The following is a 21,125-nucleotide window of genomic DNA, read 5'->3' as shown; positions in this document are numbered from 1 at the left end:
TTCGTTCCGGGCGGCGTCAGATTTTTTCGGTCCGGCCCCGCCGCTGCCGGTCAGTAGCCCTTCTTCACCTGCGCCAGGGCCGCGGTCAGGCCTTGCGCGACCCGCGCCCGTTCGTCCGGGCCGGCATCCCGCGCGACGAGCGCGTGCTGCCGGCGCGAGACCAGGGTCAGGCGCTGCAGCCCGTACTCGTCATCCTCCACCGTCTCGAGCTTGGTCCAGAGCGGGTTGAACCGCCACTCGCGCCGCTCCCCCCGATGGCTGACCCGGGCGAGGAGGATCTCGATCTGCGTGATCATCACCTCCTCGAAGGAGCCGCCACGCCGGACGCTCACCTTCAGCGCGGCGTAGATCGCCAGCATGTCGAGGCCGAAGAAGCCGGCGACCGGCCAGAACCCCATCCGCCACGCCCAGACCGAGACCGTGAGCGAGACGGCACAGCAGCCCGTCATCACCACCCGGAACCCGAGACGGCTCAGGGATTGATGCGGCCGGATGGTCGCCGCGAAGACGGGCCGGTCGATCGAATCGGGATCGAGGCCATACGGATGGACGGAAGGATTGCCGCTCGCCATGCGATCCATATAACGCAGCGATGCCCGCCAGAAAGCCACCGAATCCCGTGACGGATCGCGCCGGTCGCGGGCCTGCGAGGCGCGGCGGAGCCGCAGCTTCCGGCCGCCTCGCAGGCCCCGTCGGGCCGGCGGTCACCGCACAGGTGGACACCGCCCCCGAAGCGGTCGCCCCGGACATCCTCACCGAGATCTTCCGCCGGTTCCACGAGGCCGAGCCGGAGCCGAAAGGTGAGCTGCACTACGTCAACCCGTTCACGCTGCTCGTGGCCGTGGTGCTTTCGGCGCAGGCGACGGATCGCGGCGTCAACCTCGCCACCGGCCCGCTCTTCGCCGTGGCCGATACGCCCGAGAAAATGCTGGCCCTCGGGGAAGACCGAGTCCGCGACTTCGTTCGGACGATCGGGCTGTTCAACACCAAGGCCAAGAACGTCGTCGCACTCTCGCGCATCCTGGTCGACCAGCATGGCGGCGCGGTGCCGGCAAGCCTGGAGGCGCTTCAGGTGCTGCCCGGGGTCGGCGCCAAGACCGCGAGCGTCGTGCTGAACATCGCCTTCGGGGTTCCACGGATCGCCGTCGACACCCATATCTTTCGGGTCTCGAACCGGATCCCGCTCTTCATCGGGGCGACCACCGACAAGGTGCAGGCCGGGCTGGAGGCGATCGTGCCGGAGCCCTATCGTCTCCACGCCCATCACTGGCTGATCTTGCACGGCCGCTACACCTGCAAGGCGCGCAAGCCCGAATGCCTTCACTGCCGCATCGCGGATCTCTGTCGATACCCCTCCAAGACGACGGCGTGACGACATTCACGACACATGCGGGGCGCCCTCCGCAATCCCCCTCTGCGGGCTAACGCGTTGTGCTGGAAGCCCGGTTCGGCTAGTTTGCCAGCCGGTTGCCGGGGCTCTCGGGCAGAGGCCGTCCGGCTGCCCGACCTCGCGTTCGGTCGCCGCGCCGCGGATTCTCTCCTTCGTCGCGCACTAGGAGCCACGGCCCATGGACTTCCTCAAACCACGGTACACGCCTATGAACCGCCGCCGTCGCATCTACGAGGGCAAGGCGAAGGTCCTCTACGAGGGGCCCGAGCCCGGGACGCTCATCCAGCACTTCAAGGATGACGCGACGGCCTTCAACGCGAAGAAGCACGAGGTCATCGACGGCAAGGGCGTGCTGAACAACCGGATTTCCGAGTTCGTCTTCCAGCACCTCAACGATATCGGCGTGCCGACGCACTTCATCCGCCGGCTCAACATGCGCGAGCAGCTGATCCGCGAAGTCGAGATCATCCCCCTCGAGGTGGTGGTGCGCAACGTCGCGGCCGGCTCGCTGGCGACGCGGCTGGGCCTGGAGGAAGGCACCCAGCTGCCACGCTCGATCATCGAGTTCTACTACAAGAACGACGCGCTGAACGATCCGATGGTCTCCGAGGAGCACATCACGGCCTTCGGCTGGGCGACGCCCCAGGAGATCGACGACATCATGGCGCTGGCGATCCGCGTCAACGACTTCCTGTCGGGCCTGTTCCTCGGGGTCGGCATCCGGCTCGTCGACTTCAAGATCGAGACCGGCCGGCTCTGGGAAGGCGACATGATGCGCATCGTCGTCGCCGACGAGATCTCCCCGGATTCGTGCCGGCTGTGGGACATCAAGTCCTCCGACAAGCTCGACAAGGACCGGTTCCGCAAGGATCTGGGCGGCCTGATCGAGGCCTATACCGAAGTCGCCAAGCGGCTCGGCATCATGTCGGAGAACGAGAAGGTGCAGAGCGGCGGGCCGCGGCTCGTCCAGTAAGCCCGTTCAGGCGGGCCGGCGGATAGTCGCCGTGCCCGCCGGCGGGAAATGCCGGCGCAGTCGCGCATGGGTCGAGAGGTCCGGGTCGAAGCCCGGGTGATAATGGGGGTCCTGCGCCAGCAGCGGCCCCCATCGTGTTTTGAGCGCGGCAATCTCGCGCGCGTGCCGGGCGAGCGCCTCCGGGGTCCAGCGGCGGCTCGCCGCCTCGCGGTGATGCAGGACCGCCCCCGGGACCAGCAGCGTCCGGTAACCGGCCGCGTTGAGGCGCAGGCACAGATCCACGTCGTTGAAGTCGACCGCGAACACCGCGTCGTCGAAACCGCCGACAGCCCGGAATTTGTCCGCCTCGACCACCAGGCAGGCCGCCGTCACGGCTGAGACCGCGTGCGTGACTTGGAGCGCCGCGCGATAGCCCGGCGCATTGCCCGGGAAGTGGCGGTGCCCGTGGGTGACCAGCCCGCCGGTGCCGAGCACGATGCCGCCGTGCTGGATCCGGCCTTCGCCGTCGAGGAGCTTGGCGCCCACGGCACCGACATCCGGGCGCAAGGCCTCGCGGGCCATGAGGGTCAGCCAGTCGGGCTGGAACGCCTCGACGTCGTTGTTGATGAAGACCAGCAGCCGGCCCCGGGCGCGGGCGGCCGCGGCGTTGTTCATCGCGGCGAAGTTGAACGGCCCCGGACAGGGCACGACATGCCCCCTCCCCTGTCGCTCCAGATCCACCAGATAGGCCAGGGTCTCCGGTTCGCGGCTGTCGTTATCGCAGACCAGGATCTCGATGGACGGCCAATCGGTGCAGCCCCGCAGGCTGTCCAGGCAGGGGCGGAGCAGGTCGAGGCGGTCGCGGGTCGGGACGATCAGGCTGGCGAGCGGTGGCGGATCGGGGAGCGGATGCTCCACGCGCAGGAGCCCGTCCGCCGGGACGACGCGCGCCCCGGCCCGGCCGGTCCGATCGAGACGCGCCTCCACCACGCGGTGATGGATGAGCCCCCCCTCCCCTACTGTATGGAGCCCAGATCCCCCTCTCCCCGAACGCGGGGCGAGGGGATCGCCGTCCTCACGCCGGATCGATAAAATCTCCGGCAGGTGGCCGATGGCCCGGGGGCCGTGCCGCTCGGCGATGCGGAATGCGGCATCGGCCGGGCTCAGCGGATGGATATCCGGATCGAGGGCGGTCCGCCGATAGGCCAGGACCGGCCCGAGATAATCGAAGGCCGCGAGACGGTCAGCATCGAAGACCGGCGGCAGGAGCGGCCAGGCCGGGCCGCCCGCACGGTCCTGCGCGAGCGCGTCGCCGTAGAGCGCCTGAAGATCGGGCTCGGCGGCGAAAACGGCGGCGATCCGCGCCGGGGCGCCGGCCACGAGCACGCCGCCGATCAGGCGGAGGTCGTCGCCCAATCCGGCCCGAGCCGGCGGGAAGCCATCGAGGATCCGCGCCGGCACAGTGAGCCGATGATCGACGCCCACCAGCGCCGCCAGCCTCTGCCGGGCGCGCAGGCGCTTGCCCGTCAGTCGCGCCCAGAGGATGGCGCCGGCCTCCCGGGGATGGCCCAGAATCCTGCGCGCCGCGTCGGCGAGCCCCCGCCGGGATCGGCGGCGCGTCATTCCAGATCCTCGCCGAAGGTCGTGAGCGACAGGGCCGGATGGTAGAACGGATCGTGGCGGATCACGTCGCGCCAGCGCTCGGAGAAAAGCGCCGCTTCCCGCTCGAACCGGGCGCGCTCGGCGCCGATCGAGGGGCCGCGGCTCACGGATTCGAGATGCGCCAGGGTCGCATCCGGGGTCCAGACACTCTTCCAGCCGGCAGCCCCGAGCCGCAGGCAGAAATCGACGTCGTTGAAGTCGACCGGGAAGGTTGCGGCGTCGAAGCCGCCCACCGCGAGATACTTCTCCCGCGATACCGCCAGGCAGGCGGCCGTCACCGCGGAAACCTCGTGGGCGACGCGCAGACGCCCGAGATGGCCGGGCGTGCCGCCGGGACGCCGGCGCAGGATGTGGCCCGCCCGTCCGCCGAGCCCGACCACGACGCCGGCATGCTGCAGGGAGCCGTCACCGTAGAGGAGCTTGGCGCCCACGGCGCCGACCTCGGGCCGGCAGGCCTGCCGGACCATCGCGTCCAGCCAACCGGGCTCCAGCACGGCCACGTCGTTGTTCAGCAGCACGACCACGGCGCCCGACGCCAGGCCGACGCCGGCATTGACCATCGCGGCGAAGTTGAACGGTTGCGGGTCGATCCGGATGTGCACGCGCGGATCCCGGCGCAGGGTCTCGTAATGGGCCAGCACCGCGGGGTCGGTCGAGCCGTTGTCGATGATGATCAGCTCGATCGGGGCGTAGGTCGTCTCGTGCAGGACGCCGCGGCAGACGCGCGTGATCAGGTCGAGCCGGTCGCGCGACGGGATCACGATGCTGACCAGCGGCGCGGGATCCGGCAGCGGCCAGAGCAGCTGGACGGCGCCATCGCGGAGCGCGGCGGCCGGAACCTTCTGGCGGGCGTCGAGCGCCCGTGCCCGGGCGGGCGGGTCGAGGGGGTCGGCCGTATTGCGGGCGAGCGGACGCGCGACATGAACCACCCGCGCCCGCGCCGAGACGGCGGCGACCTCCAGGGCGAACTCCACCTGCGCCATCGAACCCAGGGGGGCCGGCAGAAACGCCGCCAGGAACGCATGCACCGCGAGCAGCGGCCGGCCGGGATAGCCCGTGGCCAGGGCGAGATCCGGGCTCCAGTCCGGCTTCAGGCGCGGCCTGCCGTCCGGCCCGATGGTGTCGCCATAGGCGAGGTCGGCGCCCTGAAGGGCGTGCGCCAGGAGCGCCAGGGCGTCGGGCTTCGGGATGTCACCCGGCCGCAGCAGGCACAGGGCCTCGGACCCGGCGACGAGATCCTCCGGACCGGCGCGTTCGTCCCAGCGCCGATGGATGGCTCGCGCGTCCGGCGTGTCGGGCAGCGCGCACTCCCAGGTCACGCAGATCGCCTCCGCGCGATGGGTCTGCGCCTGAAGGGCGTCCAGCGTGGCGGCCAGGGCCGCTGTCTCGCCGGGACGCGCGAGGACGAGGCAGCGGATCCGCAGGTTCGCGGGCGACGTGGAAACCGGCCGGGTTCGGGTGGCGGCCCAGGCATCGAACCCTCCGAGCGGCGTCACCGCGCAGGTGCCGCGCAGCGTGTCGCGATACCGTCGCTCCGAGCCGCAGGCCCGCTGGTAGAGCGCCCCCACGAAGCGCCAGGGGCGCCGCAGGAGACATTGCGCCAACACGCCGCCCTCGCGCCAGATACCAACACGCTCGAGCGCGAAGTCAGGGCCCGCACAGAGGCGGATCTCCCGGGCATCCGGCGGGATCAGGCCGAGCCAGTGTGCGACGCCGAGGGATGCCCCCGGCAGCACGAAATCCTGGGGCGCATCGTCGGAGCCGCGCAGGACGCGCAGGATCGGCCGGCGCGGTGCCACCACGGCGCCGTCCCGGTAGCTCAGCACGATCCAGCCGCTCGGATGGTCGGGAAGAACGAGGCGGCGGTCGAAGGCAGAATCGTCCGCCGGCTCCAGGCGGAAGCGGGTCGCGCGGCCGAACCGGAGACGGTCGCGCAGGCTGAGCGATGTACCCGGTTCGACGCGGCGCGCCGCGGCGTCACTGGGCAGCGTCGTCGCCTCCGCCCGGGGGCGCCTCGGCCACCGCCGGTTTCCGTCGGCGCGGCTTGGCGGCGGTCTTGCCGCCCGCACCCTTGGCGATCCCGCCCTTGCCCAACGCGCCGACCCCGACCGCGATATCGTAATCCGCCGTCATCGCGGCCGGAACGGCCAGCGGCTCGGCCACGATGGTCGCGAAGCCCTGCGCCTCGCCGGCTCCGACGGCCACGCCGGCGCGCTCGACGCGGCTCGAGATCACCTTGCCGTCGTGGCGGATCTGGAACGTGACCGGCACGTCGAACCGGCCCGGCGCCCCGGCTGGACCGAGCAGGACGTTCACCTCCACGCCGATCTTCACGGTGATCGAACCGTCCTGGAGCCGCGTGCACTCGCGGGCGAGGCGGCCCAAGGAGAATTGCGTGCGCACATTCGCACCCGCCATGGTCCGCGAGGCGGCGGCATTCTCGGCGACCTCGACTGGGGGACAGTAGGGCGGATCGAGGCTTTCGGCCTGCGAGGGCGGGACCGTGGTGCCGCCGAACTTGAACAGGTTGGAGAAGACGTTGCCGTCCTCGGCCCGGGCCGGCGCCGCGGCGAGCGCGGCAGCGAAAACCAGACCCGCCGCGGCGCCCCGGCATACGCCCCCGGATACGTTCCGACTTCCGATCATCGCACGGCTCCCGAACGGCCCCGTCATTTCAAGCTGTCGAACCCGGCCGCGAACCCCTTCATCGACAGCGGGATGCCGACACCCTCCTCGGGCGTCTGGAACACGATGAAGGTCGCTTGCGTGCCGCTCTTGAACTGGCGGATCAGACCGTCATCCATCACCACCTCGGCGACGCAGCCGGTGGTGAGACAACGGACGAACCCGGCCCGGCCGATATCGGTCTGGTCGATCTTCAGGCCGAGGCCCGAGGGCAGGAGCACGCCCAGCGGCGCCACGACCCGCAGCAGGTAGCCGCGGTTGTCCGCCGTCTTCAGCACGATGACCACCAGGGTGAGGTTCGGCCGGTCCTCGGCGGCGAGATACTGGACCAGCGCGCATTGCTCGGCCTTGGCGCCCGCGGGCGTCTCGCAGCGCAATTGCCAATCCTCGAAGGTCTTGCGCACCATGCCCTGCGCCATCGCGAGCCCTGCGGGAATGAGCGCCGCCGCGACGAGAGCGAGGAAGACCGGCAGCGCGGCGCGCCGGACCGCGTGCCGAAATCGAACGAGCTTCGGGTGAAGCAGCACCACCGATCCCTTCGGAACGCTCCGGCCGCGGACGGGCGGGAGCCGTACAATCGGGCGTGTTCGGACCATGGTCGGCCCCGCGCTGTCAAGCGATCCAGCCCTTGTGTTGCGCGGCAGCGCTATCCGAGCGGGAATGCAAGGCCTAGATAAGTCCCAGTCAGTCCTCAAGCGCCGGATCCTGTTGCCGTGATGCGTCCGCTCGCCCTTTCGGCCGCCTGCCTGATGGCCGCCCTCACGCAGGCCGGGGCCCAGAGCCTGCCGGTCGGCGAAACCACCTATGTCGAGCGTTCGCTCAATCGCTCCGACACACTGGTGATCGAGCACCCGCCGGTCGCGGTGAATCCGTACGGTCGGCGCGAGGGGCAGGCGGCGATCGCGGGCTACTGCCGGGACGGCGGCCTGATCCGCCGGCGCGACGCTTTCGGCAATCCGGTGATCATCCGCCAGCGCGAAATCTGCGACAGCGTCGCCCCGCGCACCCTCAATCCCGGCGAGGTCGATCCGCGGCCGACCTGGCCGGCCGACGCCGTCGCCCGCGAACGCGTGCTGCGCTCCAAGGGCTGAAGTCGCGCTGGCTCAGCCGTAGCGATGCAGGCTGGTGCCGTTGCGCTTCAGCCATGCCTCCGCGGCGTCCACGTTCGGGCAGAGCTCGCGCAGGAGCGTCCAGAACCGGGGTGAATGGTTCATCTCCCGCAGATGCGCCATCTCGTGGGCGACGAGGTAGTCGAGCACCATCGGCGGGGCCAGGATCAGGCGCCACGAGAAGTTCAGCTCGCCGCGCGCCGTGCAGGATCCCCAGCGGCTGCGGGTATCGCGGAGGGTCATGCGGACCGGCCGCTGCCCGAGGCGCGGCGCATAGCGCTCGACCGCCTCCGCGAGGTCCAGCCGAGCTTCCCGGGTCAGGAAGTCCCGTATCCGGCGCGCCACGTGGGCGGGCTCGCAGCCGACCGCGATTTCCGGCTCACCGGCGTCATTCTCGATGCGCACGCCGCCGCGGGCACCCCGCAGACTGACGCGATGCGGCTCGCCCCGCAGCGGTAGGCTCGCGCCCGGTTCGAAGATGACGCGCTCGGGCAGACGGGCGAGCCGCGCGGCGATCCAACCGGCATGACTTACGGCAAAACGCTGCGCGGTGTTCACCGCGGTCCGGTTCGGAAGCGTGATCACCACTTCGCCGGTGGCGGCTGAGACCCGGAGGGTGATGCGGCGCGCGGTCGGGCGCCGCCGGAGCGCGATGCGGAAGCGCGCGCCCTCGTGCTGGACCTCGAGATGATCTGGATCAGGGCGACGCAGCAGCGCGAGGGGCATGCCCGACTTCTAACGGGGGTCGAACCGGCGCTCCAGATCCCGGATCCCAGAATCTGATATCGGCCCCGAACGCGCCTCCACGGATGTCCGGAGCGCGGCGCCTCACCCGGCGAGCGCCCGGCTCCAGACCTCGGTCTCGGGGAGGACCAGGAGCGCGGCGGCAGCCAGCGCGATACCGTAGGGAATGCCGGTCTTCGCATCGTGCAGATGCAGGGCGAACGGCATGCGCGCGATGCGCATGGGCAGCGGATGTGCGCGCGCGAACAGAATGCCGAGCGTCAGGGCGCCGCCGAGGAGCGATGCGACGAGAAGATAATCGCCCAGCCCGTCGAAGCCGAGCCACAGGGCCGTTGCGGCCGCGAGCTTGGCGTCGCCGCCGCCGATGATGCCGAAGGCGAACAGCGTGAAGGTGGCCACGAGGATCACGGCCCCTGCGCCCAGGTGAAAGCCGATCTCGGTCCAGCTCATCGGGCCCGTCACCGCGAGCACCGCAAAGCCCGCCACCAAGGCGAGCGAGATCCGGTTCGGGATCAGCATGGTCAGAAGGTCGTTCGCTGCGGCGTAGGCCATCAGGAATGGGAACAGAACGAGCAGGCCGAAGCCCGCCAGCCCCAGACTCGCTATCGGAGAACTTGCAACGCCTGCACCGATCATCTCGGAGCCAACCTACGATGCTGATTGCCGGAAATGGCGCGGGGCCGGAACCACCCGACCCTCGGAACCCGTCTATGCACCCGTGACGGCCGCGGCGGCCGGTCGAGAGAGCCCCCGCCGGCTGACGCGCGACGGGGGCGGCTCGGACCTGCCGCAGATCGTGGCTGTAAGGTTCGACTTCTTACTGCAGGTTGCCGGAGATCTGGGTGAACTTGGCGGTCAGGTTGGTGCCGAGCGTCCGCAGAGCGGTGATGATGGCAACCGCCACCAGGGCCGCGATCATGCCGTACTCGATGGCGGTGGCGCCGGACTCGTCAGAGGCGAAACGGTTGAACAGGCTCTTCATGAGGGACGATCCTTCGATCAATTCTGTGCGACCAAAACTTACGCGATGACCGACGAAGAATTTTCAGGTCTCGATCGGCGGCTCGCACAACCTGCCGATTTCGCCTTGAAAATCGGTTAAACTCGATTTTGGTCGCACCGATATCTTCAGCAGACGCGAGCGTGGTGAAGGTTCAGTTTCGGGGATCGGCCGCGGATCCCGGCATCGCGCGTCGAACCGGGAGCTTGGACGTGCTTAGCGCTTCCTTCACCCGTGTCGCGTATCCACAGGTGCCGGGCGGAGGACCGTCCACCGACCGCTTCCTCGCGAGCCTCTTCGATGCACCGCACCCTGTCGCATGCGGGCCGAGCCGGCCTCCTCCTCCTGATAATGGGCGGCGCGGCAGCGGCCGGCCAGCCTGAGCCGCTGCCGGTGGTGACCGTGCTGGTGGATAACGCCAAGGTGATCCGCCTGCCGGAGAAGACCACGACGGTCATCGTCGGAAATCCGATTATCGCGGAAGTCACGCCGCAGAAGAACGGCGTGCTGGTGCTCACCGGCAAGAGCTTCGGCTCGACCAACCTGATCGCCCTGGACAATGCCGGCGCGATGATCGCCGAGACGATGATCCGCGTGGAGGCATCGCGCGACTCGACCATCATGGTGCAGCGCGGGCTCGACCGGGAATCCCTGTCCTGCACGCCGAACTGCCAGCCCGCCGTCCAGCTCGGCGACGCGGCGAAATATTTCGACGCGAGCAGTGGCCAGGCGGATTCACGGCGCAAGCTCGCCACGAGCAGCGCGGCGCCGGCGGGCGATCGCTGACGGCCGGCGACACAGCGCTTCCCTTCAGGCAGGATCGCCCGGCGAGTCACCGGTCCCTCAAGGGTCCCGGCGGCCGGGACACGGGAAGGAGATCCGAGCCGATGACAGCCGTGACGCACCACCCGCTCCCGCATGCCGTCGATCCCGGCCTGCTCACCGCCCTGCGCGGGGTCGCCACGGCGACAATCAGCGACTGTCTCGACCGCATGCCGGTCCTGTCGGGTCTGCGCCCGTTCCATCGCGGCGGTCAGCTGATCGGCACGGCCTTCACCGTACAGGTTCGGGCGGGCGACAACCTCGCCATCCATCAGGCCCTTGAGGCAGCCCGTCGCGGGGATGTGATCGTGGTCGATGGCGGCGGGGACAGCAGCCGGGCACTTGTGGGCGACATCATGAAGGCGATCGCCGAGAGCCGCGGCATCGCGGGCTTCGTCGTCGATGGGGCGGTGCGGGACACCGAGGCCTTCGCCGGTGCCGATTTCCCCTGCTACGCCCGCGCCGCGACGCCGCGCGGGCCATTCAAGACGGGACCCGGCGCGACCAACCTGCCCGTCAGCATCGGCGGCTGGACGGTGAACCCGGGCGACGTGGTGGTGGGCGATGCCGACGGGGTCGTTACCTTTCCGCCCGGGATCGTCCCGAGCCTGCGCGAGGCGGTGCGCGCGCAGGCGGCCCGGGAGGCGGAAGTCCTCGCACTGATCCGGTCCGGCCGCTACGATGGGCGCTACGCCCGGCCCTCGAACGGCTGAGGCGGTCCCACCTGATCGGCACCGGCCAGCCCCGCCAGAGCGTCGGCCGCGCCGTTCCGGTTCGTCGGCGCGCGGAATAGCCTAATCCCCACCGGGACATCCAGGGTTTCCGATCCGGACTTGCGGCCCGGACCGCCCGGGTGGACGATGACGCCATGGATTCCGGACCCCTCACCTACGCCATCGGCGACATCCACGGCTGCACAGCCCTGCTCGACGCTTTGCTGGAGCGGATCGCCGACCATGCCGGCGACCGCGCTCATAAGCTCGTCTTCCTGGGGGACTACATCGACCGGGGCCCTGATAGCGCGGAGGTGCTGCGCACCCTCAGCCGCCTCTGCTGGGCCGAGCCGGAACGCGTCACCTGCCTGATGGGCAATCACGAGCGCATGCTGCTCGACGCGCTCCACACGCCACAGGCCGCCGAGCGATGGCTGTATAACGGCGGGGACGCGACGCTCGACGCGTTCGGCGCGCACGAGGTCGCCGACCTGCCACGCGACACCCTCGACTGGATCGAGGGGCTGCCGACGCTACACGCCGACGCGGCACGCTGGTACGTCCATGCCGGCTTCCGGCCGGGGGCCGATATCCCGGATCCGGACGAGCACAACCGCCTCTGGATCCGCGAGCCGTTCCTGGAGAGCGACCACGACTTCGAACGGCACGTGGTGCACGGACACACGCCCCAGCGCAACGGCCGCCCGGAACGGCGCCGGTTCCGGACGAACCTCGACACCGGCGCTGTCTATGGCGGCGCACTGACGGCCGGGGTCTTTTCCGAGATGCAGGGATCCGCGGTGGATTTTCTGCAGGTGAGAGCGGCTTGATTAAGCCTTATCGGCTCGGAACGAGGCCGAGGCGGTCTTCGCCTGACTGTCGGGCCGGTGGCGGCCCATGAGATCAGCCAGACGAGCGCCGTTTCTCGGACAGGAGGAGCGACAGCGAAACCCGGGACGAGATCCATCATGCGAAGCGCCGCATCAGCGGCACGGGTGATCCGGATCGACGCTTCGCGACGGTGTCTGCTCGAATCCCGGGTCGAATGTGCTCCAAGCGTCCGGGAAAAGGGCCAGGCAAACCGACGCGACACGATACGTCGGAGCCGATCACACGACTGGACAGAGGACTCGTCAGCTCAGGTCGGCACCGGCACCAGCGCGCACAGCAACCCCACGAGCCAACCCCCCATCAACGCGAAACCGCCGGTGGGGGCAGCCATCGGGAAGAGCGGATGCAGGAGCCACGTGCGCACCGCGAGGTCGCCGCAGAACAGGATCAGGCCGAGGACCAGCAGCCCCGCCGCGCCTCTGGCAAGACCCGGCCGCGTCAGCCCGGCGGCACCGAGCCCGATCAGCGCCAGGATCGCGGGGGCGTGGAACAGCAGGAACTGCGCTGCCGTCTTCAAAGAATCGGCCCCGGGGATGTGCGCGGCGGCGGCGCTGAGCGCGACCCCGAGCAGACCGGCGAGGCAGGCGAGCGCAACGAGCGCGCGGTCGATCCCCGAAGCCCTCACACGCCGCGCTCCACCAAGAGCTTGGCGATCGCCGCCCGCAGCTCCGGCACGCCGGCATCGTCGCGACTCGACGTCAGGATCACCTGCGGATAGGCGGCCGGGCGCTTGGCGAGCCCCGCCTCGATCCCGGCGATGCGGGCGGCGACTTCGCCCTTCTTGAGGGAATCCCCTTTGGTCAGCACGACCTGATAGCTCACCGCGGCCTTGTCGAGCCCGTCGAGCACGTCGGTGTCGATCGACTTGAAGCCGTGCCGGGCGTCGATCAGCATGAACACCCGGGCAAGGTTGGCCCGACCTTTCAGATAGGCATGGATCAGCCGGGTCCAGGCCTCGACCTTAGCCTTCTCGACCGCCGCGTAGCCGTAACCGGGCATGTCCACCAGCGACAGGCGCTCGCCGATCCGGAAGAAGTTGAGCTGCTGCGTCCGCCCCGGCGTGTGCGAGGTCCGCGCCAGGGTGTTGCGCCCGGTCAGCGCGTTGATCAGGCTCGATTTGCCGACATTCGAACGCCCCGCGAAGGCGATCTCGACGCCCTCCATGGGCGGGATGCGGTCGAGGACCTGGGCAGCCGCGTAGAAGTCGGCGGCGCCGGCAAAGAGCAGGCGACCGGCCTCGGTGAGGTCGGCCGCGTCGTCGTTTGGTTCGGTCACGATGTGTCGTCCGTCAGCTGTTGCCGGTCAGCCCTGGCCCGTCAGCTCTTGGATGCGGCTGTCTTGGTGCCACCGCGCCGGAACGTCGATCGCAGGTTGTCCCACAGCTCCACCTTCACGCCGTTGCGGCGCATGATGATGTATTGCTGCGTCACCGACAGGGTGTTGTTCCAGGCCCAGTAGATCACGAGGCCGGCGGGGAACGAGCCCAGCATGAAGGTGAACACGATCGGCATGAAGGTGAAGATCTGCGCCTGGACCGGGTCCGGCGGCGCGGGGTTCATCTTCATCTGCACGAACATGGTCACGCCCATGATCAGCGGCCAGACACCCAGATGGACGAAGTCGGGCGCCGGGAAGGGCAGCAGGCCGAACAGGTTCACGATGCTCGTCGGATCCGGAGCCGCGAGATCGTGGATCCAGCCGAAGAACGGCGCGTGGCGCATCTCGATGGTGATGAACAGCACCTTGTAGAGCGCGAAGAAGACCGGGATCTGGATCAACACCGGCCAGCAGCCGGCAACCGGGTTGATCTTCTCCTTCTTGTACAACTCCATCGTGGCCTGTTGCTGCTTCATGCGGTCGTCCTTGTACCGCTCGCGTATGGCGGCCATCTCCGGCTGCACGGCCTTCATCTTGGCCATGGAGACGTAGGACCGGTTCGCGATCGGCAGGAACAGCAGCTTCAGGCAGAAGGTCACCACCAGGATCGAGACGCCGAAATTGCCGAACAGGTGGTAGAAGAAATCCAGAGCCCGGAACATCGGCTTGGTGATGAAGAAGAACCAGCCCCAATCGATCATCAGATCGAAGTGCTTGATGCCGAGGTCCTTCTCGTAGCCGTTGATAACGTTGACTTCCTTGGCGCCGGCGAACAGCCGCTGCGTCGCGGTCGCCGATGCGCCGGCGGCTAGGTTCACGGCGTCGCCGCGCACGCTGGCCTGATAGACGTTGGTGGTGCCGTCGGTCCGGTCAGTGAAGGCGCCGGTATAGGGCGTGTCCTGATCGGGGATCGCGGCTGCCGCCCAGTACTTGTCGGTGATGCCGACGAAACCGCCGCTCACGCCGGTCCAGGCCTTGCCCTTGGTGTTGGCGCCACCGTAGGCGCCCTCCTTGGCGAGCTTGTCGTAGGTGAATTCCTGCAGGCCGTCGTTGCCGAGATAGCCGATCATGCCCTCATGCAGGACGTAGTAGCCCTGAGTGTGCGGCTTACCCCAGCGGGAGACCAGGCTGTACGGGTAGAGCGTGATCTCGCCCGAGCCCTTGTTCTCGACCTCGTCCCGGATCGTGAACATGTACTTGTCGTCGACCGCGATGACCCGCTTGAAGACGAGGCCGGCGCCGTTGTCCCAGGTCAGGGTCACCGGCATGCCGGGGGAGAGCGTCTTGCCGTCGCTGGTCCAGAGGGTGTCGTTGGTGGGCAGCGGTCCGGCGTTGGCGCCGACCCAACCGAACTCGGCGTAATAAGGCGTCTCGGTCCCGGCGGGCGAGAACAGCACGATCTCGGGGCTCTTGGGATCGATGGTCTCATGGTAGTTCTTCAGCGACACGTCGTCGACGCGGCCGCCCTTGAGGGCGATCGAGCCCGAGATTGCCGGGGTCTCGATCCGGATCCGCGGCGAGCGGGTCAGCGCCGCCTCACGGGAGACAGGTCCACCCTGCGCGGTCGGCAGCGTACCGGGGACCGGCGCGGCAGGGCCGCCCTCCTTCGGGGATGGCGAGGGCACGCCGTCCGGGGTCACGCCCGGGGGCTGCTGCTGCTGCGCGGCCTTGTTCTGCGCCTCGATCAGCCGCTGCTGCTCCACGCGCGGGCCGGCCACGAAGTACTGCCACCCGAGCAGCACCAGCAGCGACAGGCCGATGGCCACGAACATGTTCGTCTTGTCATTGCCCATCAGGGACACCGCCGCACGCGTTCGGAGTGACGTCAGGGCGGGCGCCGGTCGCATCGGACCCGCGCGCGCCTGTGATTCGAGGACCTCTGCCGCGCCCATACGACGGGCCGATGTCGGCTTGGCCGGACGGCGCGGGCTGGCCCGCATCGAGCGGGAGAGGTGTGGTCGTGGAAGGCCGATCGCCAGATTTGCCAGATCGCTTACCGCGGCCCTGGCCGGGCGGCCGGGGGGCGGCCAGGCGCGTCACCGTGGGGAGCGCGCGCCGTAGATCCTCGGCGAGGGTCTCGAAGGGCGCGTCGAGCGCGGGGCGGCGGGCGATCAGCACGATATCGGCCGGCAGGCACGCGAGGTCGCCCGGGAGATCGGTCGCGACCAGGGCCACGACGGCGCGCAGGCGACGGCGGATGCGGTTGCGCTCCGTCGCGTGGCCGACCCGCTTCGTGATGGTGAAGCCGAGCCGGAGGCCGGGCGGTCCGTCCGCAGGCCGGAGACGGCCCTGGGCGCTCATCCGCTCGGTGTGGAAGCGGCGCCCCTCGGCCGCCGCCAGGAAGTCGGGTCGTTTCGTCAGCCGCTCGATCGTCGCCATCGATGGTCCGATCCCGGCCAATCCCATCCCCCGCGGCACGGCCGCGAAGGGCTATCCGGCCTTTAGGCCGACAGCTTCTTGCGGCCGTGGGCGCGGCGGCGTGCAATCACCTTGCGGCCACCGGCGGTGGCCATGCGCGCACGGAAACCGTGGCGGCGCTTACGAACGAGCTTGCTCGGCTGGTAGGTTCTCTTCATGGCTCAGAGCCTTCAAAGGTCGAGGCGCGCTCGCGGGCAGCTGATGCTGCACTCGACCTTCACGCGTCCTGGTTGTTTAAAAACACGAAGGGCGCCGAGGCGGGGCGCCACGTCGCGAGTGGCGGGCTTATGGCGGATGGGTCCGGCGAAGTCAACGTTTCGCGGGGCTCAATGACCCTCGAATTGCATGAGGGTGCGCACCTCGACGCCCATATCGCGCAGGCGTTGCGCGCCGCCGATCTCGGGCAGGTCGATCACGAAGCAGGCCGCCACGATCTCGGCGCCGATCTTCTGGAGCAGATTGACGGCCGCCGTCGCGGTGCCGCCCGTGGCGATCAGGTCGTCGACCAGCAGCACCTTGTCGCCGGGCTTCACCGCATCGACGTGAATCTCGATCTCGTCGGTGCCGTATTCCAGCGCGTAGGCGATCGAGACGGTCTTGTGCGGGAGCTTGCCCTTCTTGCGGATCGGCACGAAGCCCGAGGACAGCTGGTGCGCGATGGCGCCGCCCAGGATGAAGCCCCGCGCCTCGATGCCGGCGACCTGCTGGATCTGCCCGCCCGCGTAGGGGTGGACCAGCGCGTCCACCGCCCGCCGAAACGCCCGCGGGTCGCTCAGCAGGGTGGTGATGTCGCGGAAGATGATGCCGGGCTTCGGATAATCGGGAATCGAGCGGATCGACTCCTTCAGCGCGACGTGGCGGCGGGCTTCCATGCGTTCGGCCTTCCGTGAGGAACCGCGGGCTTAAAGCAGAAGCCCGACGCCCTGACCAGTTTTCTGCGACTCAGGCCGCCTGGACCTTCTTGAGGAGGGCGACGAGTTCCCGGTGCAGGCCCTCGTTGCCGGCAGCGACCGAACGCGGCGCCAGCGGCTCGGCCGCACCGTCCGCCGAGGTCACGAAGCCGCCCGCCTCGCGCACGAGGATCACGCCGGCGGCAAAGTCGTAGGTCTGGAGGTCGCGCTCCCAGTAGGCGTCGAGGCGCCCGCAGGCGACATAGGCCAGGTCGAGGGCCGCCGAACCCATTCGGCGGGTGCCGCCGGCCACCGCCATGACGGCACCGAGCTCGCGCAGCAGGCGCGGATGGCTACCGCGACCGAGATAGGGTGTGCCGTAGCCCACCAGAGCGTCGGTCATGTCCTGGCGGCCGGAGACGCGCAGGCGCCGGTTGTTGAGATAGGCGCCCTTGCCGCGCTCGGCCACGAACAGCTCGTCCTTGATCGGATCGAAGATCACGCCGGCCACGATCTGGCCCTCGCGCTCCAGACCCACCGAGACCGCGAAATGCGGCACGCCGTGGAGGAAGTTCGAGGTGCCGTCGAGGGGATCGACATGCCACGTGTGGCTCTTGTCGGTGCCCTCGATGAGGCCGTTCTCCTCCAGCACGAGGCTGTAGCCGGGGCGCGCCTTCATCAGGGCGTCGCGCACCACCTCCTCGGCCTTGCGGTCGGCGGCCGAGACGAAGTCGCCCGGGCCCTTGCGCGAGACCTGCAGGTTCTCGACCTCGCCGAAGTCGCGGCGCAGACCGCGGGCGGCCTTGCGCACGGCATCGACCATCACGGTCATGAGGGGTGAGGAGATCATTTCTTCGAGACTTTTCGCGAGGACGGGTTGGCGCCTTCGTTACAGGGGCGCGCCGGAAAAGACGAGATGGGGGCGGGAGATGGGCGGGGTGCCGGCGCGGACAAGCTGCATCGGATGGCCGGCGCGGCGCGGGTCCCCCCTCCCGCGGGGGTTTACGATATTCCCGTTTCACGGGCCGCGATGCGCCCTCCCCCCCTTGCGGGGAGGATTTGGAGGTGGGGTGGTGCAGAAGGCACCGCTGCGCCTATTCCTGAATTACCCCCACCCCTGACCCCTCCCCGCAGGGGAGAGGGAAAAGCGCTCGTCTTTCAAAGCGTTGGCGCAGACCGAGAAGTGTAAATCCGCTAGCCCGCACGGGAGAGGGGGTCGATCGCGCTTTGTCGGCTGCGTCGAGATCTCGGAAAAAACTACTCCGCCGCCTCGACGAACACCGTCCCGGCCCGCGGCAGGTCCAGCGTCTCCCAGGTCTCGGTCAGCGCCGCCGCCAGGCGCGCGATGTGCGCCGCATCGTGGAAGGGCGAGGGCGTGATCCGCAGGCGCTCGGTGCCGCGCGGCACGGTCGGGTAGTTGATCGGCTGGATGTAGATCGCGTGGCGCTCCAGCAGGTGGTCGGCCGCCGCCTTGCACAGTTCCGCGTCGCCAACCATCACCGGGACGATGTGGGTTTCGGTCTCCAGCACCGGCAGACCCGCCGCGCTGAGCGCCGCCTTGGTGGCCGCTGCCTGGCGCTGGTGCGCCTCGCGCTCGACGCTCGAACGCTTGAGGTAGCGCACCGAAGCCCGGGCGGCCGCTGCCACCGCGGGGGGCAGCGCGGTCGTGAAGATGAAGCCCGGCGCGAAGCTGCGCACCGCGTCGCAGATCGCCGCCGAGGCCGTGATGTAGCCGCCGACACAGCCGAAACCCTTGGCCAGCGTGCCCTCGATCACGTCGACCCGGTGCATCACTCCGTCACGCTCGGCGATGCCGGCACCGCGCTCCCCGTAAAGGCCGACCGCGTGGACCTCGTCGAGATAGGTCATCGCCCCGTAGCGATCGGCGAGGTCGCAGATCGCGCCGATCGGCGCCACGTCGCCATCCATGGAATAGACCGACTCGAACACGATCAGCTTGGGCCGGTCACCGGCCTCGCGCAGCAGCGCCTCCAGATGCTGGAGATCGTTGTGCCGAAAAATCTTCTTTTCGCATCCCGAGTGGCGGACGCCCTCGATCATCGAGTTGTGGTTGAAGGCGTCGGACAGGATCAGGCAATCCGGGATCAGCTTGGCGATGGTCGAGATGCCGGCTTGGTTGGAGACGTAGCCCGAAGTGAAGACGAGGCCGGCCTCCTTGCCGTGCAGGTCGGCCAGCTCGCGCTCCAGATCGACCAGCGGCGAGTTGTTGCCCGCGATGTTGCGGGTGCCGCCCGCGCCGACGCCGCAGCGGGCGGCGGTCTCGGTCATGGCGGCCACCACCTCCTTGTGCTGGCCCATGCCCAGATAATCGTTGGAGCACCACACGGTGATCTCGGCGGTCTTGCCGTCGGGCTGGCGCCACTTGGCGGTCGGGAACCGGCCGGAGATGCGCTCGATATCGGCGAAGACACGGTAGCGACGCTCACCGTGGAGTTGATCGAGGGCGCCGCGGAAGTAGCGCTCGTAGCCGGACCTGGCGCGCGTCGAGCCCGTGGGGGCGAGCATCGGGCTGGGCATCCGGGTCACGGTCATCGAGCGTCCTTCGCGTGTTCGGCCGCGCGGGCAGCGCCATCTGGCGCCGGGGTCCCGCGATCAAGGTCCGGCCTCGGTCAGTCCTTCGCGTGAGGGGGCAAGATACGCGCGGATCTGGAATTGGTTCAAGGTAAGGTTCCGGCATCTCTGCCCTGCATCCGTTGAGAGGGCGGGCCGAACGCGCTAGCGTTGCACCGGTCTCGTACGCCTCAATAGGGTGCCCATTCCTTGCGCCTCCCTCTCTCGTCCTTCGCCACCGGCGTTTTTCGCCGCGCCGGGTCTCCCCCGTCTTCCCGGCGACGAAGGGTCGCGCGGTGACGGACGGCAAGAACGTCCGCGCCGAACGGCTGAAGGCCGCACTCCGGGAGAATCTACGGCGCCGGAAGATGCAGGGCCGGGGACGCGCCGAGGCACAGCCGGCGGCCGACGCGGATCAGACCCGCGGGAATAACGCCGACTCGAGCGGTCCTGATTCCGACAAATCCGGTCTATAGGCCACGGCCAAGTCTGGGCGCTGCGGCGCCCGCGAGGATTACGACCGGCCGCGCGCCAGGAGGCGCGCCGCCCGAGGACACACCATGGACCGCATCCACATCATCGGCGGCGTGCCGCTCAACGGCATCATCCCGATCTCGGGCGCCAAGAACGCGGCGCTGCCACTGATGATCGCGAGCTTGCTCACCGGCGAGACGCTGGAGCTGATCAATGTGCCGCGGCTCGCCGACATCGCGGCGCTGACGCGGATCCTCGGCAATCACGGCGTCGACCACATGGTGGTCGGAAAGCGCCCGGGGCAGACGACGGAGACCGGGCAGACGATCCGGCTCAATGCGTCCAACGTCATCGACACCACCGCACCCTACGAGCTGGTCTCGACCATGCGGGCGAGCTTCTGGGTGATCGCCCCCCTGCTCGCGCGGTTCGGGGAGGCGAAGGTCTCGCTGCCGGGCGGCTGCGCCATCGGAACCCGGCCGGTCGATCTGTTGCTCATGGCGCTGGAAAAGCTCGGCGCTGAGATCGAGATCGACGCGGGTTACGTGGTCGCCCGCACGAAGAACGGCCTGCGTGGCGCCGAGATCGCCTTCCCCAAGGTGACGGTCGGCGGCACCCATGTGGCGCTGATGGCCGCCGCGCTGGCCTACGGCACGACGGTGATCGAGAACGCCGCCCGGGAGCCCGAGGTGGTCGACCTCGCCGAGTGCCTGAACAAGATGGGCGCCAAGATCCGCGGCGCCGGCACGCCCCATATCGAGATCGAGGGCGTGGCGCGGCTCGGCGGCGCCCGGCACGCGGTGCTGCCCGACCGGATCGAGACCGGCACCTACGCCATGGCGGTGGCGATGGCGGGCGGCGACGTGGTGCTCAAGGATACCCGGGCCGAATTGCTGCACGCGGCACTCGACGTCCTATCCACGACGGGCGCCGAGATCAGCTCGGTCGAGGGCGGCATCCGGGTGCGCCGCAACGGCGCCGGCATCGCGGCGGTCGATGTCACCACGGATCCGTTCCCGGGCTTCCCCACCGATCTGCAGGCGCAGTTCATGGCGCTGATGACGCTCGCCAAGGGCCAGTCGCATATCCGCGAGACGATCTTCGAGAACCGGTTCATGCACGTGCAGGAGCTGGCCCGCCTCGGCGCGAAGATCCGGCTGGACGGCGACCTCGCCATCGTGGAGGGCGTCGAGCGGCTGAAGGGCGCGCCCGTGATGGCCACCGACCTGCGCGCCTCGGTGTCCCTGGTGATCGCCGGGCTCGCCGCCGAGGGCGAGACCCAGATCAACCGGGTCTACCACCTCGACCGCGGCTTCGAGGCCCTGGAGGCCAAGCTCGGCCGCTGCGGCGCGCAGATCGAGCGGGTGCGGGCGTGAAGCCGACCTGCCCTCCGCTGACGACGCAACACGCCTTACGCAACGTCTTGT

Annotated in this window: 23 protein-coding genes; 7 read left to right on the top strand and 16 right to left on the bottom strand. The window is 69.3% G+C overall.

Annotation, left to right across the window (positions count from 1 at the left end):
• Positions 1-50: 50 nt before the first annotated feature.
• Entirely contained in the window at positions 51-572 is a 522-nt protein-coding gene (locus OXS27_RS19980) for a DUF2244 domain-containing protein (RefSeq protein WP_243918764.1), read from the bottom strand.
• Between the two features lie 20 nt (positions 573-592).
• On the opposite strand from OXS27_RS19980, the gene nth reads away from it, so the two are divergent.
• Together nth and purC are read left to right on the top strand one after the other, a co-directional pair.
• Positions 593-1,372 (top strand): endonuclease III, encoded by a 780-nt coding sequence (gene nth, locus OXS27_RS19975; protein ID WP_267358359.1) that lies wholly within the window; start codon positions 593-595, stop codon positions 1,370-1,372.
• A gap of 196 nt (positions 1,373-1,568) precedes the next feature.
• Positions 1,569-2,363, top strand: coding sequence for a phosphoribosylaminoimidazolesuccinocarboxamide synthase (purC, locus tag OXS27_RS19970; protein WP_243918760.1), 795 nt, complete (start codon positions 1,569-1,571; stop codon positions 2,361-2,363).
• 6 nt (positions 2,364-2,369) lie between these two features.
• Here purC and OXS27_RS19965 read toward each other — a convergent pair whose 3' ends face one another.
• The 4 genes from OXS27_RS19965 to OXS27_RS19950 form a co-directional block, all read right to left on the bottom strand.
• Positions 2,370-3,965, bottom strand: coding sequence for a glycosyltransferase (locus OXS27_RS19965; RefSeq protein ID WP_267358358.1), 1,596 nt, complete (start codon positions 3,963-3,965; stop codon positions 2,370-2,372).
• Positions 3,962-5,830 carry a glycosyltransferase family 2 protein gene (locus OXS27_RS19960; RefSeq protein ID WP_267358357.1) on the bottom strand — a complete coding sequence of 623 codons (1,869 nt, stop codon included), beginning with the start codon at positions 5,828-5,830 and terminating at the stop codon, positions 3,962-3,964. Before OXS27_RS19960 ends, OXS27_RS19965 begins: the two co-directional genes overlap by 4 nt.
• A 151-nt stretch (positions 5,831-5,981) precedes the next feature.
• Positions 5,982-6,650 (bottom strand): hypothetical protein, encoded by a 669-nt coding sequence (locus OXS27_RS19955; protein WP_267358356.1) that lies wholly within the window; start codon positions 6,648-6,650, stop codon positions 5,982-5,984.
• Positions 6,651-6,673: 23 nt separating this feature from the next.
• Positions 6,674-7,108, bottom strand: coding sequence for an invasion associated locus B family protein (locus OXS27_RS19950; protein ID WP_243918771.1), 435 nt, complete (start codon positions 7,106-7,108; stop codon positions 6,674-6,676).
• A 297-nt stretch (positions 7,109-7,405) separates the two neighbouring features.
• Between OXS27_RS19950 and OXS27_RS19945 the strand changes: the two genes are divergently transcribed.
• Entirely contained in the window at positions 7,406-7,780 is a 375-nt protein-coding gene (locus OXS27_RS19945; RefSeq protein WP_267358363.1) for a hypothetical protein, read from the top strand.
• Positions 7,781-7,792: 12 nt separating this feature from the next.
• Here OXS27_RS19945 and OXS27_RS19940 read toward each other — a convergent pair whose 3' ends face one another.
• The 3 genes from OXS27_RS19940 to OXS27_RS19930 form a co-directional block, all read right to left on the bottom strand.
• Entirely contained in the window at positions 7,793-8,524 is a 732-nt protein-coding gene (locus OXS27_RS19940) for a SprT family zinc-dependent metalloprotease (RefSeq protein WP_243918745.1), read from the bottom strand.
• 102 nt (positions 8,525-8,626) lie between these two features.
• Positions 8,627-9,178, bottom strand: a complete 552-nt coding sequence (locus tag OXS27_RS19935; protein WP_243918743.1) for a prepilin peptidase — start codon at positions 9,176-9,178, stop codon at positions 8,627-8,629.
• A gap of 181 nt (positions 9,179-9,359) precedes the next feature.
• Positions 9,360-9,524 (bottom strand): Flp family type IVb pilin, encoded by a 165-nt coding sequence (locus OXS27_RS19930; protein WP_243918734.1) that lies wholly within the window; start codon positions 9,522-9,524, stop codon positions 9,360-9,362.
• A gap of 318 nt (positions 9,525-9,842) precedes the next feature.
• Here OXS27_RS19930 and OXS27_RS19925 point away from each other — a divergent pair, with 318 nt between their 5' ends.
• The 3 genes from OXS27_RS19925 (at position 9,843) to OXS27_RS19915 (ending at position 11,907) form a co-directional block, all read left to right on the top strand.
• Positions 9,843-10,328, top strand: coding sequence for a pilus assembly protein N-terminal domain-containing protein (locus OXS27_RS19925; RefSeq protein WP_267358355.1), 486 nt, complete (start codon positions 9,843-9,845; stop codon positions 10,326-10,328).
• Between the two features lie 101 nt (positions 10,329-10,429).
• Positions 10,430-11,077 (top strand): RraA family protein, encoded by a 648-nt coding sequence (locus OXS27_RS19920; protein ID WP_267358354.1) that lies wholly within the window; start codon positions 10,430-10,432, stop codon positions 11,075-11,077.
• A 155-nt stretch (positions 11,078-11,232) separates the two neighbouring features.
• Positions 11,233-11,907, top strand: coding sequence for a metallophosphoesterase family protein (locus OXS27_RS19915; RefSeq protein ID WP_267358353.1), 675 nt, complete (start codon positions 11,233-11,235; stop codon positions 11,905-11,907).
• A gap of 308 nt (positions 11,908-12,215) precedes the next feature.
• Here OXS27_RS19915 and OXS27_RS19910 read toward each other — a convergent pair whose 3' ends face one another.
• The 8 genes from OXS27_RS19910 to hemA form a co-directional block, all read right to left on the bottom strand.
• On the bottom strand, positions 12,216-12,593 hold the full coding sequence (locus tag OXS27_RS19910) for a DUF423 domain-containing protein (RefSeq protein ID WP_267358352.1): 378 nt from the start codon (positions 12,591-12,593) through the stop codon (positions 12,216-12,218).
• The gene (yihA, locus tag OXS27_RS19905; RefSeq protein ID WP_243918719.1) at positions 12,590-13,243 is read right to left on the bottom strand and encodes a ribosome biogenesis GTP-binding protein YihA/YsxC; all 654 of its coding nucleotides are present in this window, start codon (positions 13,241-13,243) and stop codon (positions 12,590-12,592) included. The genes OXS27_RS19910 and yihA overlap by 4 nt, the downstream gene beginning before the upstream one ends.
• Positions 13,244-13,284: 41 nt before the next feature.
• Complete coding sequence (gene yidC / locus OXS27_RS19900) at positions 13,285-15,138, bottom strand: membrane protein insertase YidC (protein ID WP_267358351.1); 1,854 nt, start codon at positions 15,136-15,138, stop codon at positions 13,285-13,287.
• Positions 15,128-15,724: a ribonuclease P protein component gene (gene rnpA, locus OXS27_RS19895; protein ID WP_267358350.1), complete on the bottom strand. Its 597-nt coding sequence runs from the start codon at positions 15,722-15,724 to the stop codon at positions 15,128-15,130. The genes yidC and rnpA overlap by 11 nt, the downstream gene beginning before the upstream one ends.
• A 62-nt stretch (positions 15,725-15,786) precedes the next feature.
• On the bottom strand, positions 15,787-15,921 hold the full coding sequence (gene rpmH / locus OXS27_RS19890) for a 50S ribosomal protein L34 (protein WP_039893469.1): 135 nt from the start codon (positions 15,919-15,921) through the stop codon (positions 15,787-15,789).
• Between the two features lie 168 nt (positions 15,922-16,089).
• The gene (locus OXS27_RS19885; protein ID WP_243918707.1) at positions 16,090-16,635 is read right to left on the bottom strand and encodes an adenine phosphoribosyltransferase; all 546 of its coding nucleotides are present in this window, start codon (positions 16,633-16,635) and stop codon (positions 16,090-16,092) included.
• Positions 16,636-16,705: 70 nt separating this feature from the next.
• On the bottom strand, positions 16,706-17,503 hold the full coding sequence (locus OXS27_RS19880; protein ID WP_243918705.1) for an inositol monophosphatase family protein: 798 nt from the start codon (positions 17,501-17,503) through the stop codon (positions 16,706-16,708).
• Between the two features lie 407 nt (positions 17,504-17,910).
• Positions 17,911-19,206 (bottom strand): 5-aminolevulinate synthase, encoded by a 1,296-nt coding sequence (gene hemA / locus OXS27_RS19875; protein ID WP_243918703.1) that lies wholly within the window; start codon positions 19,204-19,206, stop codon positions 17,911-17,913.
• Between the two features lie 578 nt (positions 19,207-19,784).
• Between hemA and murA the strand changes: the two genes are divergently transcribed.
• Complete coding sequence (murA, locus tag OXS27_RS19865; RefSeq protein ID WP_267358349.1) at positions 19,785-21,074, top strand: UDP-N-acetylglucosamine 1-carboxyvinyltransferase; 1,290 nt, start codon at positions 19,785-19,787, stop codon at positions 21,072-21,074.
• The last annotated feature ends 51 nt before the right edge of the window (positions 21,075-21,125 follow it).

Source organism: Methylobacterium sp. GC_Met_3, from assembly GCF_026540775.1.
Taxonomy (GTDB): Bacteria; Pseudomonadota; Alphaproteobacteria; order Rhizobiales; family Beijerinckiaceae; genus Methylobacterium.
This window is presented reverse-complemented; position numbering and strand designations above follow the sequence as displayed.

Coding starts and splice junctions, on each gene's coding strand:
- OXS27_RS19980 (WP_243918764.1), bottom strand. CDS start 572: ATGGCGAGCGGCAATCCTTCCGTCCATCCGTATGGCCTCGATCCCGAT.
- nth (WP_267358359.1), top strand. CDS start 593: ATGCCCGCCAGAAAGCCACCGAATCCCGTGACGGATCGCGCCGGTCGC.
- purC (WP_243918760.1), top strand. CDS start 1,569: ATGGACTTCCTCAAACCACGGTACACGCCTATGAACCGCCGCCGTCGC.
- OXS27_RS19965 (WP_267358358.1), bottom strand. CDS start 3,965: ATGACGCGCCGCCGATCCCGGCGGGGGCTCGCCGACGCGGCGCGCAGG.
- OXS27_RS19955 (WP_267358356.1), bottom strand. CDS start 6,650: ATGATCGGAAGTCGGAACGTATCCGGGGGCGTATGCCGGGGCGCCGCG.
- OXS27_RS19950 (WP_243918771.1), bottom strand. CDS start 7,108: ATGGCGCAGGGCATGGTGCGCAAGACCTTCGAGGATTGGCAATTGCGC.
- OXS27_RS19945 (WP_267358363.1), top strand. CDS start 7,406: ATGCGTCCGCTCGCCCTTTCGGCCGCCTGCCTGATGGCCGCCCTCACG.
- OXS27_RS19940 (WP_243918745.1), bottom strand. CDS start 8,524: ATGCCCCTCGCGCTGCTGCGTCGCCCTGATCCAGATCATCTCGAGGTC.
- OXS27_RS19935 (WP_243918743.1), bottom strand. CDS start 9,178: ATGATCGGTGCAGGCGTTGCAAGTTCTCCGATAGCGAGTCTGGGGCTG.
- OXS27_RS19930 (WP_243918734.1), bottom strand. CDS start 9,524: ATGAAGAGCCTGTTCAACCGTTTCGCCTCTGACGAGTCCGGCGCCACC.
- OXS27_RS19925 (WP_267358355.1), top strand. CDS start 9,843: ATGCACCGCACCCTGTCGCATGCGGGCCGAGCCGGCCTCCTCCTCCTG.
- OXS27_RS19920 (WP_267358354.1), top strand. CDS start 10,430: ATGACAGCCGTGACGCACCACCCGCTCCCGCATGCCGTCGATCCCGGC.
- OXS27_RS19915 (WP_267358353.1), top strand. CDS start 11,233: ATGGATTCCGGACCCCTCACCTACGCCATCGGCGACATCCACGGCTGC.
- yidC (WP_267358351.1), bottom strand. CDS start 15,138: ATGGGCAATGACAAGACGAACATGTTCGTGGCCATCGGCCTGTCGCTG.
- rnpA (WP_267358350.1), bottom strand. CDS start 15,724: ATGGCGACGATCGAGCGGCTGACGAAACGACCCGACTTCCTGGCGGCG.
- rpmH (WP_039893469.1), bottom strand. CDS start 15,921: ATGAAGAGAACCTACCAGCCGAGCAAGCTCGTTCGTAAGCGCCGCCAC.
- OXS27_RS19885 (WP_243918707.1), bottom strand. CDS start 16,635: ATGGAAGCCCGCCGCCACGTCGCGCTGAAGGAGTCGATCCGCTCGATT.
- OXS27_RS19880 (WP_243918705.1), bottom strand. CDS start 17,503: ATGATCTCCTCACCCCTCATGACCGTGATGGTCGATGCCGTGCGCAAG.
- hemA (WP_243918703.1), bottom strand. CDS start 19,206: ATGACCGTGACCCGGATGCCCAGCCCGATGCTCGCCCCCACGGGCTCG.
- murA (WP_267358349.1), top strand. CDS start 19,785: ATGGACCGCATCCACATCATCGGCGGCGTGCCGCTCAACGGCATCATC.